The organism is Oceanobacillus kapialis (assembly GCF_044790185.1).
GTDB lineage: Bacteria > Bacillota > Bacilli > Bacillales > Amphibacillaceae > Oceanobacillus_B > Oceanobacillus_B kapialis.
Window position 1 is genome coordinate 1,204,598 of record NZ_CP085256.1, and the last position, 18,648, is coordinate 1,223,245.

15 protein-coding genes are annotated in these 18,648 nt (G+C 40.3%); 12 read left to right on the forward strand and 3 right to left on the reverse strand.

What is annotated here, in order from left to right:
* The first annotated feature begins 71 nt into the window (after window positions 1–71).
* From LG273_RS06350 to LG273_RS06370, 5 genes are all read left to right on the forward strand, one after another.
* The gene (locus LG273_RS06350; RefSeq protein WP_404458721.1) at window positions 72–2,234 is read left to right on the forward strand and encodes a PBP1A family penicillin-binding protein; all 2,163 of its coding nucleotides are present in this window, start codon (window positions 72–74) and stop codon (window positions 2,232–2,234) included.
* 170 nt (window positions 2,235–2,404) lie between these two features.
* The gene (gene hemE / locus LG273_RS06355; protein WP_404458723.1) at window positions 2,405–3,439 is read left to right on the forward strand and encodes a uroporphyrinogen decarboxylase; all 1,035 of its coding nucleotides are present in this window, start codon (window positions 2,405–2,407) and stop codon (window positions 3,437–3,439) included.
* An 84-nt stretch (window positions 3,440–3,523) separates the two neighbouring features.
* Window positions 3,524–4,459: a ferrochelatase gene (gene hemH / locus LG273_RS06360; RefSeq protein WP_404458725.1), complete on the forward strand. Its 936-nt coding sequence runs from the start codon at window positions 3,524–3,526 to the stop codon at window positions 4,457–4,459.
* Entirely contained in the window at window positions 4,459–5,865 is a 1,407-nt protein-coding gene (gene hemY, locus LG273_RS06365; protein ID WP_404458727.1) for a protoporphyrinogen oxidase, read from the forward strand. The genes hemH and hemY overlap by 1 nt, the downstream gene beginning before the upstream one ends.
* A 131-nt stretch (window positions 5,866–5,996) precedes the next feature.
* Window positions 5,997–6,242: a hypothetical protein gene (locus tag LG273_RS06370; protein WP_404458729.1), complete on the forward strand. Its 246-nt coding sequence runs from the start codon at window positions 5,997–5,999 to the stop codon at window positions 6,240–6,242.
* A 180-nt stretch (window positions 6,243–6,422) separates the two neighbouring features.
* On the opposite strand, the gene pepF is transcribed toward LG273_RS06370, so the two are convergent.
* Complete coding sequence (gene pepF, locus LG273_RS06375; protein WP_404458731.1) at window positions 6,423–8,237, reverse strand: oligoendopeptidase F; 1,815 nt, start codon at window positions 8,235–8,237, stop codon at window positions 6,423–6,425.
* Window positions 8,238–8,609: 372 nt separating this feature from the next.
* Complete coding sequence (yhfH, locus tag LG273_RS06380) at window positions 8,610–8,738, reverse strand: protein YhfH (RefSeq protein WP_404458733.1); 129 nt, start codon at window positions 8,736–8,738, stop codon at window positions 8,610–8,612.
* Between the two features lie 99 nt (window positions 8,739–8,837).
* Here yhfH and LG273_RS06385 point away from each other — a divergent pair, with 99 nt between their 5' ends.
* The 4 genes from LG273_RS06385 (at window position 8,838) to LG273_RS06400 (ending at window position 13,087) form a co-directional block, all read left to right on the forward strand.
* Window positions 8,838–9,569, forward strand: a complete 732-nt coding sequence (locus LG273_RS06385) for an MBL fold metallo-hydrolase (protein ID WP_404458735.1) — start codon at window positions 8,838–8,840, stop codon at window positions 9,567–9,569.
* 74 nt (window positions 9,570–9,643) lie between these two features.
* Complete coding sequence (locus tag LG273_RS06390; RefSeq protein ID WP_379563433.1) at window positions 9,644–10,639, forward strand: lipoate--protein ligase; 996 nt, start codon at window positions 9,644–9,646, stop codon at window positions 10,637–10,639.
* A 195-nt stretch (window positions 10,640–10,834) separates the two neighbouring features.
* Window positions 10,835–12,373, forward strand: coding sequence for a long-chain-fatty-acid--CoA ligase (locus tag LG273_RS06395; protein ID WP_404458738.1), 1,539 nt, complete (start codon window positions 10,835–10,837; stop codon window positions 12,371–12,373).
* 177 nt (window positions 12,374–12,550) lie between these two features.
* On the forward strand, window positions 12,551–13,087 hold the full coding sequence (locus LG273_RS06400) for a competence protein ComK (protein ID WP_404458740.1): 537 nt from the start codon (window positions 12,551–12,553) through the stop codon (window positions 13,085–13,087).
* Here the strand turns inward: LG273_RS06400 and LG273_RS06405 are convergent.
* Window positions 13,035–13,424: a hypothetical protein gene (locus tag LG273_RS06405; RefSeq protein WP_379563437.1), complete on the reverse strand. Its 390-nt coding sequence runs from the start codon at window positions 13,422–13,424 to the stop codon at window positions 13,035–13,037. The genes LG273_RS06400 and LG273_RS06405 overlap by 53 nt on opposite strands.
* A 256-nt stretch (window positions 13,425–13,680) precedes the next feature.
* Here LG273_RS06405 and LG273_RS06410 point away from each other — a divergent pair, with 256 nt between their 5' ends.
* The 3 genes from LG273_RS06410 (at window position 13,681) to addB (ending at window position 18,638) form a co-directional block, all read left to right on the forward strand.
* Entirely contained in the window at window positions 13,681–14,337 is a 657-nt protein-coding gene (locus LG273_RS06410) for a TVP38/TMEM64 family protein (RefSeq protein WP_379563439.1), read from the forward strand.
* A 58-nt stretch (window positions 14,338–14,395) separates the two neighbouring features.
* Window positions 14,396–14,947, forward strand: a complete 552-nt coding sequence (gene lepB / locus LG273_RS06415) for a signal peptidase I (protein WP_379563441.1) — start codon at window positions 14,396–14,398, stop codon at window positions 14,945–14,947.
* Between the two features lie 199 nt (window positions 14,948–15,146).
* Window positions 15,147–18,638, forward strand: a complete 3,492-nt coding sequence (addB, locus tag LG273_RS06420) for a helicase-exonuclease AddAB subunit AddB (RefSeq protein ID WP_404458743.1) — start codon at window positions 15,147–15,149, stop codon at window positions 18,636–18,638.
* Window positions 18,639–18,648 lie beyond the last annotated feature (10 nt).

Genomic DNA, 18,648 nt, shown 5'->3' on the forward strand with positions numbered 1-18,648 from the left:
TTGATATGAAGTATTAAACTTTAAGAATGGAGAAATCTGTCGTATAATGAAATATGTGTAGAGGTGAACAAATGAAAAAGGAACGAACGTGGTTAAAAAGGGGAAAGCCTAAGTATGTAAGAGGCGTTCTTTATAGTGTTATAGCATTATTGGTCCTAAGCATAACGGGCTTTGTACTAATTTTATATGGTGGAGCTCTTGTAGTGGATGACGAAGCGTTTTTGCTTGATGCAAGGACAACGATAGAGACCGAAGACGGTACGATCATAGGAAGACTATATAACGAAAATCGAGAGCTGGTTTCAATTGATAGAATTCCTGATCATGTTAAAAATGCATTTGTTGCCGTTGAAGATCGTCGGTTTTATGATCATGCAGGCGTTGATTTTCGTTCGGTTATGCGAGCGCTTGTCCGAGATATTGTTGCGATGGATAAAGTGGAAGGTGCTAGTACTATCACCCAACAGCTGGCAAAGAATTTATTTTTACATCATGATAAAACATGGATGAGAAAAACAAAAGAAGTAATGGCAGCCATATATATGGAACAACACTTTTCAAAGGATCGAATATTGGAGTTATATGTAAATGAAATTTACTTTGGACAGGGTGTCTATGGTATTCAAACAGCTGCAAAATATTTTTTCTCAAAGCCAGTTCAGGATTTAACGATAGAAGAGGGAGCAATGCTTGCAGGACTAGCAAAAGCACCAAATGGCTATTCACCAATTGAACATCCTGATAAAGCATTGGAGCGAAGAAATGTTGTACTACAATCAATGGAAAACGCTGGAATGCTGTCAACGGAAGATAGGCTTGAGGCAGAAAATCACGATCTTGGTTTAGAATTAAATGAAAGAGAAGCCATGCCTTATACTGACAGTTACGTCGATCTAGTCATGAAGGAAGCTGCAGAGAAGCACGATTTGTCGGTAAAGGAATTAAAACGCGGTGGTTACCGGATTGTTGTGAACGTGGACCTAAATGCCCAACGCATTGCATATGAAGCTTTTCAAAATGACGCGTATTTCCCAGGAAATACAGAAGGGGTAGAAGGTGCTTTCGTCATGATGGACCAAAAGACAGGTGAAATTGTCTCTGCACTCGGTGGCAGATCCTATCAATTAGGGGAGTTGAACCGAGCTACGGTCACTAGACAACCGGGATCGACCATGAAACCAATCGCTGTATATGGGCCTGCACTTATGAAGGAAACTTATACACCTTATACGCTTATTCCAGATCAACCACTAGATTACAGTGGATACACTGCTACTAATGTAGATGGTCAATACGGTGAATCTGTTTCTATTTATAATGCACTTAAATATTCTAAAAATGCGCCAGCAGTATGGTTGCTTGATCAAATAGGGATATCCTACTCAAAGGACTACTTGGATGATTTGAATATTTCCATTGAAGATAATGGATTAGCAATTGCTTTAGGGGGCCTTTCTGAGGGTATAACACCATTAAACCTAATGGACAGTTATAGTGCTTTTTCAAGAAATGGTAAAATGGTTGATTCTCATACAATTAACCGGATTTATGATGCAGAGGATACTATGATTTTTCAATCGGAAACAGAGGAGAAGAATGTCTTCACAGAACAGGTCGCATGGGATATGACCGAAATGCTGCTTGAGACAGTAGAATCAGGTAGTGCAAGTGCTGGAAGTTATCCGAAAGAGCTAGCAGGAAAAACTGGTACTACTCAACACCCGTTTGTAGAAGGTCAAGTGAAAGATGCCTGGTTTGCAGGCTATACACCTGATTATGTAATGGCTGCATGGATGGGATACGACCAATCAGATAAAGACCATTACTTGACTGGCGGAAGTGCCTACCCTACTGAGCTTACAAAAGCAATCTTAACGGAAATGGACAGATTAGAACCCTTGACAGAGACGTTTACGAAGCCAGAAGGTGCAGTTGCTCTAGAAAAACCAATTGAATTGCCTGAAATAGAAAATCTAAAGGCTTCTTATGAATTTGGTGGTTTTTCACTTGTACAAGCGAAGCTCACATGGAAGGGATCCGCAGATGAACGCGTGGTTTATCGCATTTACAGGGTAGAAGATGGAATTGACGAGCGTGTCGCTGAGGTGGAAGGTGAAACAGAATATACGATAAATAATGCCTTATTTAAATCGAAGCAATACTATATTACAGCATACGATCCGCTTACAAAGCTTGAAGGGGAAAGATCTGAAACGGTAAAGCTATCGTGGTAATTTAGACAAATTCATGACAATCAAATGGCTTTGCTATACAGCTGGGAAATTAATCGCTATAGTTAATAATGGATTATGAGAGCGTTTTTCATTCTGCTATTAAGCCGAATGAGTGATTGGTTTTGTACGAAAAAGGAAATAATTCTTATGGTGGATAAAGGATGGATAACATGGCCAAAACAATGAATGATACATTACTTAAAGCTTACAGGGGGGAGGAGACGACCCATACACCAGTTTGGTATATGCGCCAGGCAGGCAGATCTCAGCCGGAATATCGTGAACTGAAAGAAAAGTATTCTCTTTTTGAAATAACACATCAACCTGAGCTGTGTGCTTATGTGACACGATTGCCTGTCGAAAATTATGGCGTGGATGCTGCTATCTTATACAAAGACATTATGTCACCGTTACCTGCTATTGGGGTAGACGTCGAGATAAAAAGTGGCATCGGTCCAGTCATACACAATCCGATAAAGAGCTTTCAAGATGTTGAGAAGTTAGGAAGTATCAACCCTAAAGCAGATGTTCCGTATGTGCTGGATACAATCCGCTTATTAACAGAAGAACAGCTGGAGGTTCCGCTAATTGGCTTCAGTGGTGCACCATTCACATTGGCTAGTTATATGATAGAGGGCGGTCCTTCCAAAAATTATAATAAAACGAAAGCATTTATGTACACAGATTCTGCAGCCTGGTTTGCTTTAATGGATAAACTGGCTGATATGGTGATCACGTACGTAGAGGCCCAAATTGAAGCTGGTGCAAAAGCGATTCAAATCTTTGATTCCTGGGTTGGGGCATTAAATGCATCGGATTACCGAGTTTATATTAAACCAGTTATGACCCGGATTTTCTCTGAGTTAAAACAACATGGTGTCCCACTTGTCACCTTTGGGGTGGGGGCAAGACATTTGTTGAATGAATGGAATGACTTGCCGGTAGATGTAATAGGTCTTGATTGGCGGACAACGATCACAGAAGCTCGTGAGCTTGGTGTGACTAAAGTACTTCAAGGGAATCTAGATCCAACAATACTTTTAACAAAATGGGAGACGATTGAAGATCGAGCAAAATCCTTAATCGACGAAGGAATTGCAGACGGAAACCATGTGTTTAATCTAGGTCATGGCGTGACACCTGATATCCAGCCCGCAACTCTAAAAAAGCTAACAGAATATATTCATCGATATTCCAAAAGATAGGCTATATCACTTTTTGGACCTACTTCCCTATAGAAGGGGTTAAGTATATAAAAATTTGTCAAATTTATTAAAGAGGTGCTTAATATGGGAAAACAAAAAATAGGTTTACTTGTAATGGCATATGGAACACCATACAAGGAAGAAGATATTGAACGGTACTATACACATATTCGCCACGGTAGAAAACCTGCTGAGGACGCCCTCCAAGATCTTAAAGATCGTTATAAAGCAATTGGCGGGATTTCTCCACTGGCCAAAATAACTGAACAGCAGGCTGCGGCACTGGAAGCTGATTTAAATGATGCGCAAGATGAATATGAGTTTAAAGCATATATCGGCTTAAAACATATCGAACCATTCATTGAGGATGCTGTAAGTGAAATGGCGAAAGATGGAATCAAAGAAGCGGTTTCTATTGTACTTGCACCACATTACTCTACTTTTAGTGTGAAATCATACAATACACGTGCAAACGATGAAGCTGAAAAGCATGGTATCACTATTGAATCAGTAGAAAGCTGGTATAATGCACCTGGCTTTATTAAACTTTGGTCAGATCGCATTGGAGCTATTTTCTTTGAAATGGCTCCTGAAGAGCGTGAAAAAGCAGTATTAGTTGTTTCCGCACATAGTCTGCCAGAGAAAATTTTGCAAAATGGTGACCCATATCCAGAACAGCTTCGTGAAACAGCTGAGCTAATTCAAGAGGAAACAGGAATTAAAAATGTAGAGATTGGCTGGCAAAGTGAAGGAAATACGCCTGACCCATGGCTTGGCCCTGATGTGCAGGATTTAACGCGTAAGCTATACCACGAGAAAGGCTATCGTTCTTTTGTATACGCTCCAGTTGGCTTCATTGCTGATCATTTAGAAGTGCTTTATGACAATGATTATGAGTGTAAAGTAGTCTGTGATGAACTTGGCGCAAATTACTATCGCCCTGAAATGCCGAATGTGAATCCACAATTTATTCATACGCTAGCGGGAGTTGTCCTGCAAAAAGTTAAGAGTGAAGTGTAATGGGACAAAAGAAATCTATTGTAATTGTAGGCGGTGGGATAACAGGGTTATCCGCTGCCTATTATTTACAGAAGACAGCAACGGAACAAGGGCTCTCATTGGAAATCAAGCTTGTAGAGGCATCTGACCGGCTAGGTGGCAAAATTAAAACAATGAAACGTGATGGATTTACTATAGAACAGGGCCCAGATTCGCTATTGGCGAGAAAAGTACCTGCTGTTAAGCTCGTCGAGGAATTAGGTCTGCAGGATCAAGTCATCCGCAATGCTACCGGGCAGTCTTATATTTTATTAAAAAACAAGCTACATAAAATGCCTACAGGGACCTTTATGGGCGTTCCAAAAGAGATTCGTCCATTATTTTCCTCCAATCTAATCTCTGAAAAAGGAAAACTACGGGCAATTGGAGAAAGGTTTGTTCCTAAGGGCAAACAAGAAGACCAATCCCTTGGTGAATTTTTTCGTCGTAGGTTTGGGAACGAATTGGTGGTGAACCAAATTGAAGCACTCCTTTCTGGAATCCATTCTGGTGACATTAACCAAATGAGCCTTAAAGCAACATATCCACTCTTTTATGAGCTTGAACAGAAGTACGGAAGTGTGATGAAAGGCTTGAGAAAAACCATGCCAGCACCTGCGAAAAAAAGTAAAGCTAATGCATCAGGTGCATTCTTTTCATTTAAAGACGGGCTCGAGACATTGGTACATGCACTACATGAAAAATTAGATGAAGATACGGTAAAATTAGAAACGGCAGTGGACCATATTGAAAAGAAAGCGCATGGTTATAACATGCTATTAAGTAATGGTAGTGTACTACAAGCAGATGCTGTTATTATGGCAACACCGCATTTTACGGTACCAAAAATGTTTAGCCAGTATGATTTCTATAAACCTTTTAAGGACATTCCTTCTGTTTCTACCGCAAATGTTGTGTTAGCATTTGACCAATCTGCGATTAAGCGTGACATTGATGGAACAGGGTTTCTTGTTACACGTAACAGTGATTTTCGCATAACTGCATGTACATGGACCCATAAAAAATGGCCAAGTACAGCGCCAGAGGGCAAGATCCTGCTTCGCTGTTATGTTGGAAAACCAGGTGATGAAGAAATCGTTGATTTATCAGATGAGGAGATAACAGATATTGTTTTAAAGGATTTGAAGAAAACAATGAAGCTAAAAGCAGCCCCAGAATTCCGCGTGATTACAAGGTGGAAAGACGGAAGACCACAATACACAGTCGGACATTTAGAGCGGCTTGCAGAGATACGAAGCAAGGCAGAGGAGCATATCCCTGGGGTATTCCTAGCAGGTTGTTCATATGATGGTGCCGGTATTCCGGATTGTATTGAACAGGGAGAAAAAGCAGTTCAGGACGTATTGGAATTTTTAAAAATGGCATAATACCTATTAATTTAAGCAAAAGAAGAAGTTCCCATCAATGGAGCTTCTTTTTTTGCATAAGAATAAAGTTCTATTGCTACCGTTTTCTGATATTATTATGAATAATACAGTGATAATCAAGGGGTGGGAAGATGGACTTTTTCTTAGTAGGTGTGATTTTTTGGGTGTTGCTTTCTGTTGCTTCTGTATTATTAGTGTTTGGTCTATGGAAATCTTCAAGTAAACAATTAATTATGAGTGGTTGCGCGTTTTTGTTACCAACACTATATTTTGCCGGTGCAGAAAATTGGCTTCGATTACTAATATTTTTACCTTTGGTACTATTTGTTCTCGCTTTCTTTACTAATAAAAATAGAAAAATCCCATCCCGCAATTGAGATTAAGAGAGAATAGGGAGACTTCTAAAGATTGGGGGTTTTAGTATAGAGGCTAACCATTGCGATGATACTTTTTCTATTGGGGAAATTAGTGAATTTTTATGGTTGGCTAGCTAACTAGTTTTATATAAAGAAAAGCGCTGTGGTATGTTAAATCCACAACGCTTTGTATATTGGCCTTTATTTATAGCTTTCCTCTAACTGATCAATCAATGATCCAACAAACGCAACAGCCTTTTTAATTGCGTCTGGTTTAGACATGTCTACTCCAGCTTGTTTAATAAGATCTAGTGGTTTCATCGTTCCACCAGCACGAAGTACATCTAACCATTTGTCTACGGCAGGCTGGCCTTCTGTTTGAATTTTCTCGGCCATAGCGGTAGAAACGGTAAGTCCAGCAGAGTACGTATACGGATATAAGCCCATGTAATAATGCGGTTGACGCATCCATGTAAGCCCCGCACCTTCATCAAACGACACGGTATCTCCCCAGAAGCTTTCTAGTGTTTCCCGTTTTTGTTCTGTTAACACTGTGGCTGTTAATGGAGTCCCTTTCTCCGCAAGATGATACACTCTACGTTGGAACTCCCCTTCAAGAAGGTGTGTAACAAAGTTGTGATAATAGGTTCCTAGTAATTGAGTGATGACCCAACGTTTCATTCGTTTATCGTCTGTTTTATTCATTAAGTGATTTGCCAGTAGCAATTCATTAATGGTTGATGGTGCTTCTACAAAATAAGTGGATGGTCGTGTATTGAGAAGTGACTGGTTCTTCCCTGCCAGGTAAAAGTGTCCTGCATGACCAAGTTCGTGGGCAAGGACAAACGCTCCGCGCATCGTATCAGTCCATGTAACTAAAATATATGGATGCACACCATATGGGCTGGAGCAGAAAGCACCTGTTGCTTTCCCAACATTATCTGCAAGGTCAACCCAGCGGTCATTAATCCCCTTTTTCATTATCTCTGTATATTCTGGCCCCATCACTTCCAATGCCTCTAAAATAGTTGAAGTTGCTTCCTCATAGGTTGTTACGGGTGTAAATTCCGGATCAAGTGGTGCTTTTAGGTCACAATATTTCAATTCGTCTAACCCAAGCTGTTCTTTCATGAGCTTTGCATAACGTCGCATGTGCGGAGCTAACTCTTCTTGAATAACGTCCAACTGATTATGATACATTTCCTTTGTAACTTGCTGAGATTGTAATAGCATGTCTGTTACAGAGTCATATGAACGCAATCGTGACATCGTCACTTGTTTGGTTACCTCAGTAGCGTAAGTTGCCGCAAATGTATTTTTGTATTGGTTCAACGTATTCGTGAAAGATTTATACGCAGCACGACGTGTTTCGGTATCTGCGGACAATTCGTACCGATCTTCGTATAATGCGGCTGACATTGGCTGTTCATTTCCATCCTTATCTGTAATGGAGTCGAATTGCATATCAGATGATTTGGTGCGCCCATAAATCATGTATGGTGCGTCATGAACTTCACTAAGTGCTGCCAATGTTTCCTCAATTTCAGGAGCTAACGTGTAAGGCTTTTTTTCCAACGTGTCTTGCAACATTTTTTCATACGTTTTTAAAGCAGACTCGTCTTGAAGGAACTTATCAATCGTCTCAACGGACAATGTTAAAAGTTCCGATTGAATAAACGATAGCTTTGTTCCAATTGCAGCCATTGCAGCGGAAACCTTTGCTGCATCTCGCTGATTATCCGGATCTGATCCATCTGCACTCACGCGTAAGCTTGCATATGTTGCCACGCGCACAACTCGCTGCTGAAATGCTTCAAGCGTTTGCAGACAGGAAAGAAGTGTAGCAGCATCCGCTCCTAACCTTCCTTTATAGACTGTTACGTTTGTGACATCTTGCTGTACGGCCTTAAGTTCTGCCTCCCAGTCTGTATGTGTTGCAAAAAGGTCTGTTAAATCCCAAGTCTGCTCTGTAGGTACTTCTGAACGTTTTAAGCGGTTAGTTGTTCCAGTAGCCATTTATCTTTCCCCTTTCAATATTCTTGTTGTATGTATCCGACAGGTGTAATTTATCCCGCCTAAACTGGCAGTAAGACCCCCACTTCAAGAATGTAGGAAACAATCAAGCATACTTAGTGGGGGAACAACTGCCAGTAAAGGTCCGATTCGTTCAACTAACATTTGGAGGGGGAGGAATGGATGTCCCCAGCAAATGAAGTTTCACTTTATTTCGGAACTCTAAATAATTATAATATATTATTGCTGGAAATGATAGAATAATTGATTAATTTGTACAAATAAAAAGCAGCTATTCTTGCAATAGCTGCTTTACGCTAGATAGATTAGTAAGTGTTGTAGTACAGTGGGGGTGAAGGTTTTTTATCTTTTTCTTTATCTTGCAGGGTGATCACATTCGACACATAGGTTGCCGTAGCAGTCGGCTTGTTCGGTCATATCAAGCCCGCATTGGCTACATTTCTTCTTTGGCAGATTGCGAAAGAACTCTATAATGTTGAGCATATGTGAATCCTCCTTTGCTAAGATAACAATATTGTATTATAACAGTATGAAAATTGTCAATTCTGTGTTACAACAAAATTCAAAAAAGGGTGTGTGTTTATGAAATTAACTGTAATTGGGTTCTGGGGAGGATTTCCAGCACCAAATGGAGCTACATCTTCGTATCTACTTGAAAAAGATGGCTTTTCCTTATTGATCGATGCAGGTAGTGGGTCGTTATCTAAACTTCAGCAATACATCCCTGCTACGGAGCTAGATGCTGTGATTTTGTCCCATTATCATGAGGACCATATTGCTGATATTGGTGTACTTCAATACGCAAAGCTAGTAAATTACTATGTAAATGGCCTGGACCGCATATTACCGATTTATGGCCATCAGTTGGATAAAAAAGGCTTTGCTTCCTTGTCACATGAGTACACAGAAGGGAGAGCCTATCAGCCAGATAATCCAATTACCATCGGCCCATTTACAATCAGCTTTCTGGAAACGAATCATCCTGTCCCATGCTTTGGTATGCGGATCACAGATGGAGAGCATACTGTCGTTTATACAGCGGATACCAGCTTTAAGGAAGAGTGGATACCATTTTCAGAAGGCGCTGACCTGCTTGTAACGGACTGTAACTTTTATGCAGAGCAGGACGGAGAAAAAGCCGGACATATGACAAGTAAGGAAGGCGGAAAAATTGCAAGCAAAGCTGGGGTAAAGACATTGGTGTTAAGTCATCTTCCACAATATGGCGATAGAGATAAGCTTATCAATGAAGCAAAAGAAGAGTACAATGGCAACATTCATCTTGCAACAGAAGGACTCGTTTGGCAGCCTTAAACCTTATTTTTGATTTAGCGAGATAGATGGCTTAAACTTATAGGTAGATATCGTTTTATGGGAGGCTTTATGGTATGAAATTTATCGATAATAAAGGAATTACAGATCCGATGATTAACCTGGCATTGGAAGAATATGTACTGCAGAATTTTGGTGAGAACGATACATACTTACTGTTTTACATTAACAAGCCATCAATAATCATTGGACGAAATCAGAACACGGTTGAAGAAATTAATACAAGCTATGTAGACGAAAATGGCATCAAGGTTGTCCGCAGACTTTCTGGTGGAGGCGCCGTCTACCATGATGAGGGTAATTTGAACTTTAGTTTTATTACAAAAGATGACGGAAACAGTTTCCAAAATTTCGCTAAGTTCACACAACCAGTTGTAGAAGCGTTAAACAAGCTGGGAGTCCCTGCTGAATTGCAAGGAAGAAATGATTTGACTGCCAATGGCCGTAAAATTTCTGGAAATGCTATGTTCTCTACTAAGGGCCGAATGTTTAGTCACGGTACGTTAATGTTTGACTCAGAAATCGAAAACGTAGTTTCTGCACTAAAGGTCAGAAAAGAAAAGATTGAATCAAAGGGGATTAAATCGATTAGAAGCCGAGTAGCAAATATTTCCGAGTTTCTAGAAGAATCCATTACAATGAATGAATTTAAGGAACTAATTCTAAAACATGTTTTTGATGTTGAAGATGTTGCCGATGTTCCACGTTATGAATTAACAGAGGAAGATTGGAAAAATGTAGAAGAACTATCCAAAGAGCGTTATCAAAACTGGGAATGGAATTATGGTAAATCGCCGTCCTTTAACATTCAGGAATCTCATAAATTTGATGCTGGTTTAGTCGATGTTCGTCTTGATGTCAAAAAAGGGATAATAGAAAACTGTAAAATTTATGGTGACTTTTTTGGTGTAGGAAACGTAGAAGTGATCGAGGACGCATTAAAAGGTATTCGCCATGAAAGAAAATCCATTGAAGAAGCTTTAGCGGGAGTGGACGTGCCTCATTATCTTGGTAGAATCACTAAAGAAGAGTTTGTTAATTTAATTTATTAAAGGAAAGCCCACTTCGGTGGGCTTTTTTGTTAGTAAAAATGGGACAGAATCCTCTTAATTGTTATCGTTTTCAAAATTGCTTGAAAACCCAGTAGCGCTAATTTATAATAAAGACAAGCGTAAATAAGTTTGCTATTTTTTTGGTTTAAAAATGAATGGTTATTCATTCATAATTATTTTAGGGAGGTACTCATGGTGAATGTTAGTGATCAACTATCGATTACAGCGAAGGAAAACCCGGCAAAGATAGCGTATTTTTTTGAGGAGGAGGAGACTAGCTACCTGGAATTAGAAAGTGCCGTACAGCGGTTCGCTTCCAGCATGGAGGCTTTAGGTTATCAAAAGGGAGACCATGTTGCGCTCATCGTTGGAAATTCACCTTACTATGTAATTAGCCTTTATGGTGCCTTAAGGCTAGGCCTTGTTGTAATCCCAATAAATCCAATGTACACGGCTAACGAGCTATCCTATATTCTACATAATGGGGATGTTAAAGCGATTATTACGATGGATATAATGCTCGAAAAACTAGCCTCGATTGATCAGGATTTACCGAGCGTGAAACACTACATCGTCTGCGCTTCAGGTGCTACCAGTTCAGGACAAGATGAGAAATTGCAATCAAAAATAAAAGCTTTTACGGAGCTGATTGGAAACGGTAAAGCTGACTTTAATGGACCGATGCTGTCAGATCAGGATACGGCTATTATTTTGTATACATCTGGAACCACTGGAAAGCCAAAAGGGGCGGTTCTCTCCCATCAAAATATTTATTCCAATGCAAAGGATGTAGCAGATTACCTGCAAATAAATGGGAATGATCGCATGATAGCAGCCCTTCCAATGTTTCATGTTTTTTGCCTAACCGTTGCCTTAAATGCACCATTAATGAATGGGGGCACTATCCTGATACTCCCCAAATTTTCACCAGCAGATGTCTTGCGTGTAGCCAACAATCAGGAAGCTACTGTCTTTGCAGGTGTTCCCACCATGTATAACTATCTCTTGCAGGCTGTAAAAGGAGAAAAGCCAAAATTCGGCAACGTTCGATTATGTATTTCGGGCGGAGCAGCTATGCCTGTTTCTTTATTGAAAGCCTTTGAAGATACTTTTCAAATCCGCTTATCTGAGGGATACGGTTTGTCCGAAGCATCGCCAGTAACTTGCTTTAATCCTATAGATCGTCCTCGTAAGGCTGGATCAATTGGCACTAGTATATGGAATGTGGAAAATAAAGTGGTAAATATGCTAGGCGAGGAAGTGGAAACCGGAGAGGTAGGAGAGCTGATTGTTCGTGGACCTAATGTCATGAAAGGCTATTATAAGCTTCCCGAGGAAACAGAAGTAGCACTGAAAGATGGCTGGCTTTATACAGGAGATATGGCACGAGTTGATGAAGATGGCTACTTTTATATTGTGGATCGAAAGAAGGATATGATTCTTGTTGGCGGTTACAATGTGTACCCAAGAGAGGTAGAAGAAGTACTTTACACACATCCAAGCGTTATAGAAGTCGCGGTAATAGGAGAGCCACACCCAGAAAGTGGCGAATCCGTTACTTGCTTTGCGGTAATCGATGATCCTGAAATCACTGAACAAGTATTAAGAGATTATTGTAAAGGACACTTAGTTGCATATAAAATTCCAACAAGAATCGAATTTTTAGAGGAACTTCCAAAAAACACTACCGGAAAGATATTAAGAAGGAGATTGAAAAGTAGTGTGAAAAGTTAATAAAAAGAAGATAAATAAGAGATTAAAAATTCTAGCCTCTAACGGAATATACGGCTAGGGGCTAGAATAATAAAAAATTTTAATTTTTCTTATAAAATAGATTAAAGTACTTTATTTATCGAACATAATTTGGTAGATTTGTGAAGAAGCCACTTTCTTTCGCTGTTTAGTGAAAGGATGATACGTATGTTTTTTAATGAAGACATCTACATGCCTACCCCAGAAATCACTCCACTCACAATGGCTCTCCTTACTGAGAAGGATGCAGCCGGTAACCTCATCACTTTTGTAATGGAGGAACTGAACGATTATACGGTTGCTGTTCCGGCAAGTAAAGTTATGGACCATGCCTGTAAATTCTTTGGCTCCAGTCTTAAAGGAAGGCAAGATGGCACACGAGATATTTGTGGAATAACTCACAAAGCGCCAATCTCGGTCGATCCTCTTAGCGGTATGTATTTCTTTCCGACTTCCTCTCCGTCAAGCAAACAATGTTCCTGGATTGCCCACTCCCATATTGATCATATTATTGACGCAGCAGACCGAGGAACTGAAATTATGTTTAAAAACGGGAAGAAAGTGTGTTTGGCTGTTTCTTATGGTTCCATGCTTAATCAGGTACAGCGCACAGCCCAGTTCCGCTATTTGCTAGATAATCGCGTTAAATTTTTGCAGAAGCAGATTTCGGAGAAGGCAGCAGAGACTTTTGCATAAGCTCTTGTATAATAGCATGCACCTTTTTACGAATTGCTGGGTTGTAGTAATTTCGCTTTTCCTCTCTACCTTGACAGAGAAAGAGAAAGGAAGAAAAAGAATCATTTTTCTCTAATGTGACAACTTTAATTCTCCCTCTGTTCATTTGCATTCGCAATTCTCGTCGCTCTTCACCTGCTACTGTCGCCATGTTCTCCAAAAGATGCATATAAGGTTCCTTTATTTTAAATGCTCCTTTTTCTATATGCTGTATATCCTGTTCGATCACTACAATTGCCATGGAAAGAAAAAGAAATCGTGAGGCTATATGTCGCTCTTCCTCTGTAAGATAGCGCATGTTCTCCCCTCCAAAATAGAACGTTTGTTCCTTTATTATATGCCAATTGCAATAAAAAATACAACCAAATTAACTGAAGCAGGAAAGAAAGTGGCTTATTTCTTGTTTACGACTATGCATTTTTCCCCCTTTCCATTAAAATAAAAAGCAGAGCAAGGTCATATAAATAAAGGTTAGACTTTCGTCAGGAAGGGAATTATTACATACTAGCAATATATGGATCAGCTACCTATACATACTGAGGAGATTTCATTAAATGGATGACATAAGCACTTTACTATCAGATTGGAAAATTATGTTTGAAGAAGACAGATTGGATGAGTACATCTTACAACTGCTCGGTCAATACGAACAGCTAGGACCGCTACCAGGTATCCTTTTGCCTTTTATTGAGGCGTTTCTTCCTTTTTTACCACTTGTCGTATTTGTTTTTGCAAATGCTGCAGCTTATGGATTGCTCGAAGGGTTTTTATTATCGTGGGCGGGTTCAAGTCTTGGAGCTATTCTCGTGTTTTTGCTTATTCGGAAGCTTGGAAATAAACGTTTATTCGCGAAAATACGGCAGAACAAGCAAGTGAAAAAAGTCACGACATGGTTGGAGAGACATGGATTCGGCCCCTTATTTCTGCTAACTTGTTTTCCTTTTTCCCCATCTGCAGTAATCAACGTAGTAGCAGGGTTATCAAAAATTAGTATCCAGCAGTTTGTGCTTGCTGTGCTGTTAGGGAAATCGGTTATGATCTTTTCTCTTGCCTATATTGGATCGAGTATTACCGAATTCGCCAAAAATCCGGTGCGTACGATCATAGTAGGTAGCTGTATTGCGCTTTTTTGGATTGTCGGAAAGGTTATTGAGAAGCGCCTTGAGAAAAAGGCATTGATTAAGGAAGCAAAGGGTACGGGTAACGATTAGAACACCAGCAAACAGGGTATGAATATGATAGAAGAAAAACCCTGGAGGCTAAATTCAGATGAAAAAATGGAGACTTCGTAAGCTAATACCCGTCATCCTAATTTTAGCGGTTTTGTTGATCGGTTTACGCTCGTTATTATTTGCGAGCTATGTAGTAGATGGAGAGTCCATGCAACCAACACTGTATGATGGGAATCTGCTCATGGTGAATAAAGTGATTTACGATTTAACCCAGGCTGAACGCTTTGATGTGATTGTTTTTCATGCGAATGAAGAAGAAGATTATGTCAAAAGAGTAATTGGGTTACCTGGAGATACAATATCCTATAAAAACGATAAACTCTACGTGAACGGAAAATATGTTGAGGAGCCATTTCTGGAACCATACGTGGAAGCAAGTGACTCCAAACCCTTTACATCAAATTTTACGTTAGAGGAAACAACTGGCGAGAAAAAAGTGCCTGAAGGAAAGCTGTTTGTTATGGGAGACAATAGACAGGATAGTCTTGATAGCAGATCCTTTGGTTTTATATCAACAGAACAACTTGTTGGGAAAGTAGATATTAAATATTGGCCATTAAATCAAACGAGTCTAAGTCTTGGCAAATAGCGAAGAGCTTCCATCTTTGGTAAAATAGAAGATGGAAGCTTTTTTTGTTGCTTCATTTATCTAAAAAAATATCTATGTATATAACGGCAATGTGACGTCTGTGCTGGCTGGCCTTTTACTAATGGCTTCAGATAAGATACCTAGCTGGCATCAGAAACTCTTGCGCTTTTTTATACTCATAAAGTGGGGGAGAGTAATCATGACACTCCGATTTTTAACTGGTAGAGCGGGAACGGGGAAAAGTGGCAGATCCTTGGATGAAATAAAAGAAAAGCTACAAAAAAGCCCCCAGGGACCGCCTATTTTTTATATTGTCCCAGACCAAATGACTTTTCAACAGGAATATGAATTGTTTCATGATCAATATATAAGTGGTAGCATCCGTGCTCAAGTCTCTAGTTTCTCTAGATTGGCCTGGCGTGTTTTTCAGGAAACAGGAGGGGGCACAAGACAATTTATCAGCTCTGTCGGCATTCAAATGATGTTGCGAAAGATTATTGAAGAGAGACAGGGAGACTGGCGAATGTTTCAAAAGGCAATTGAAAAGCAGGGATTTTTGAAACAGCTCGAAGGTATGATTACAGAATTCAAGCGATACAATATAACACCTGAGTCCCTTCAACAGCAAATGGAAGCCATTAATCAATATGTCCATAAAGAGCCAGGGGAAGAGGCGCTTGCACATAAGTTGGATGATTTGCAGTATATCTATGAAAAACTGGCTTTCGCCTTACAAGAAACATATATAGACAGTGAAGATCAGCTCCAGCTTTTAGCGGAAAAAATCTATGAAGCTTCGTCACTAAAACAGGCAGAAATCTATATTGATGGCTTTCACCAATTTACTCCTAATGAACTCCGCGTAGTCGAAGCATTAATGAAGCAGTGTAAACGGGTCACCATTGCTTTGACGGTTGATCGTCCAGAGGAAATGGAACTATCTGAACTAAGCTTATTCTATCAAACAACGGAAACCTATTATTCCATAAAACAGCTAGCGGCTGAGAACGGGATCTTTCAAGAAGAAACCGTTGTATTAGAGCCGGAATATGGTAGATTCGAGAATCGTCCATACTTTGCTCACTTGGAGCGTCATTTTGATACACGACCTGCGCCAAGCTATGAAGGCGACGTGCCAATTAAAATTCGAGAAGCAGTTCACCCACGAGCAGAGGTGGAAGGGGCTGCCCAGGAGATTATCCGCCTTGTAAGAGAAGAAAATTATCGGTATAAAGATCTTGCTGTTTTCCTCCGTGAGACAGAGACTTATCACGAACTAATTAAAACGGTATTTGGCGATTACGGTATTCCTGTCTTCATTGATGAAAAAAGAACAATGTTAAACCATGCATTAATTGAGCTAATTCGGTCTGTGTTGGATATGGTGGAAGGAAATTGGCGGTATGATGCAGTGTTTCGCGTGTTAAAGACTGGTTTCATCCCTGTCACAGATAAAGAACACCCCTTAACAGCAGATGCGATTGATGAATTGGAAAATTACGTATTAGAATATGGAATCCGTTCCAGAGACCGTTGGATGGGGGACGAAGAATGGGTATTCCAGCGTTTCAGGGGATTTGACCAGACCGCTCAAACGGATGCAGAGAAGGCGGCTCAGCTACGTATTAACGCGTATCGAAGGCAAGTAGTACAAGCACTGCTGCCGTTTGATAAGGCAATAAGAAAGGCCGAAACGATCCAAGAAAGAGCAACAGTCCTATTTACATTGCTAGAGGATTTAAAAGTCCCTATGAAGCTTGAGGAGATGCGGGATGTCTATGATGAACAGGGAGATATTGAAAAAGGACGCGAACAAGACCAGGTGTGGACGGGAGTCTTGCAGTTACTTGATGAGATTGTAGAAATGGCTGGGGAGGAGACGATCTCTTTAGGGACATTTCGGACAACCCTTGAGGCAGGCTTTGAAACACTAACATTTGCCCATGTCCCTCCAACGATCGACCATGTCATTGTTGGGACGATCGACCGTTCAAGAATAAGTGGAATTCGTTGTACCTTTCTACTCGGTGTAAATGAAGGGGTTTGGCCAATGAAACCACAGACTGACGGCATGATTAGTGAACAAGAGCGGGAATTGCTTGCAAATCATGGCCTCCGTCTAGCCGATGGTAGCAAACGCCAATTGTTAGATGATTGGTTCTTCATGTATATTGCTTTTACTGCTGCTAAGGACCGCTTATATGTCAGCTATCCGCTAAGTGACGGCGAAGGAAAGGCGAAAATGCCTTCCCAGCTTATTAAACGAATAGAAGATTTATTCCCGGTTTGCTGTGACCATCTCCTACTGCAAGATCCAGAAGAGTTGTTTGAAGCAGAACGTTTTATTACGACTCCTGTAAAGACAAGGTCTGCCTTAACTGCACAGCTAGCAAGAAATCGCAAAGGCTATCCGATACAGCCGGTTTGGTGGCATGTCCTGAATTGGTATGTTAGCCATCATGAGAAATACAGCACGACTTATAATGTACTGCAAAGTCTGTATTACGAGAATCGTCCCATAGATCTTTCTTCTAAAACAGTCGAAGAGCTTTACCCAAAACAGGTGAAAGCGAGCGTCTCCAGACTAGAAACCTATTATCGCTGTTCCTATCAGCATTTTGCCAAATATAGTTTGGGACTTGAAGAAAGAAAAACCTATAAACTGGATGCCCCTGATATTGGACAGCTATTCCATGAAGCTTTAAAAACCATTACAGATTGGATCAGGACAGAAGGAAAAGACTTTTCTCAGCTGTCTAAGCAGGATGCCGATTCTTATGCCCATAGAGCAGTGACCGATTTAGCGCCTATTCTACAGCATCAGATATTGCATAGCTCGAATCGTTACAAATATATTCAGCAAAAATTGCAGGAAGTTATTGCCAGAGCAGCCTTTGTATTAAGCGAGCAGGCTAGACAAAGTAACTTCTCTCCAGTCGGCTTGGAACTGGGTTTTGGTGCGGGGCAAACTCTCCCACCAATCCATTTGCCTCTACCAAATGGATTTGAACTCGAATTAAGAGGTAGAATCGATAGGGTGGACAGGGCATTAAATCAACAGGAATTATTTTTACGGATTATTGATTATAAATCGAGCGCGAAAGGGTTAAATCTTGTCGAGGTTTACTATGGGCTTGCTTTGCAAATGCTTGCCTATCTTGATGTTGTATTAACCCATTCTGAACAGTGGCTTGGTACGAAGGCAACACCAGCTGGGGTCCTTTATTTCCATGTTCATAACCCAATGATTTCTGGTAATCAAAAGCTGCATGACGATGTGATCCAGGAAGAGCTGTTCAAGAAATATAAAATGCAGGGACTATTATTATCAGATGAAGAGATTGTCAAAATGATGGATACGTCACTTGAATCCGGTTCAAGTCAAATTGTACCTGCTGGTGTGAAGAAGAATGGTGGCTTTTATGGTTACTCGAAAGTTGCCGGCAACGAAACGTTTTCTAGCCTGCAATCCCACATCCATCAATTAATGATGCAAGCTGGAATTGATATGACAGCAGGGGGCGTGCATTTAAACCCGTTTCAGCATAAACAAAATGTGGCATGTACGTATTGTCCTTTTCAGGCTGTGTGCCAGTTTGATCCACAGTTGGAAACAAATAATTATCGAAAACTAACAGATATGAAAGATGACGAAATTCTTGAGAAAATCCAACAGGAATTCAAGGGATAGAAAGGGGGAA

Bases quoted from the DNA above. Each gene is read 5' to 3' on its own strand.
- LG273_RS06370 (WP_404458729.1), top strand. From the start codon at position 5,997: ATGGACTTTTTCTTAGTAGGTGTGATTTTTTGGGTGTTGCTTTCTGTT.
- pepF (WP_404458731.1), bottom strand. From the start codon at position 8,237: ATGGCTACTGGAACAACTAACCGCTTAAAACGTTCAGAAGTACCTACA.
- hemY (WP_404458727.1), top strand. From the start codon at position 4,459: ATGGGACAAAAGAAATCTATTGTAATTGTAGGCGGTGGGATAACAGGG.
- hemE (WP_404458723.1), top strand. From the start codon at position 2,405: ATGGCCAAAACAATGAATGATACATTACTTAAAGCTTACAGGGGGGAG.
- yhfH (WP_404458733.1), bottom strand. From the start codon at position 8,738: ATGCTCAACATTATAGAGTTCTTTCGCAATCTGCCAAAGAAGAAATGT.
- lepB (WP_379563441.1), top strand. From the start codon at position 14,396: ATGAAAAAATGGAGACTTCGTAAGCTAATACCCGTCATCCTAATTTTA.
- LG273_RS06410 (WP_379563439.1), top strand. From the start codon at position 13,681: ATGGATGACATAAGCACTTTACTATCAGATTGGAAAATTATGTTTGAA.
- LG273_RS06405 (WP_379563437.1), bottom strand. From the start codon at position 13,424: ATGCGCTATCTTACAGAGGAAGAGCGACATATAGCCTCACGATTTCTT.
- hemH (WP_404458725.1), top strand. From the start codon at position 3,524: ATGGGAAAACAAAAAATAGGTTTACTTGTAATGGCATATGGAACACCA.
- LG273_RS06350 (WP_404458721.1), top strand. From the start codon at position 72: ATGAAAAAGGAACGAACGTGGTTAAAAAGGGGAAAGCCTAAGTATGTA.
- LG273_RS06385 (WP_404458735.1), top strand. From the start codon at position 8,838: ATGAAATTAACTGTAATTGGGTTCTGGGGAGGATTTCCAGCACCAAAT.
- addB (WP_404458743.1), top strand. From the start codon at position 15,147: ATGACACTCCGATTTTTAACTGGTAGAGCGGGAACGGGGAAAAGTGGC.
- LG273_RS06400 (WP_404458740.1), top strand. From the start codon at position 12,551: ATGATACGTATGTTTTTTAATGAAGACATCTACATGCCTACCCCAGAA.
- LG273_RS06390 (WP_379563433.1), top strand. From the start codon at position 9,644: ATGAAATTTATCGATAATAAAGGAATTACAGATCCGATGATTAACCTG.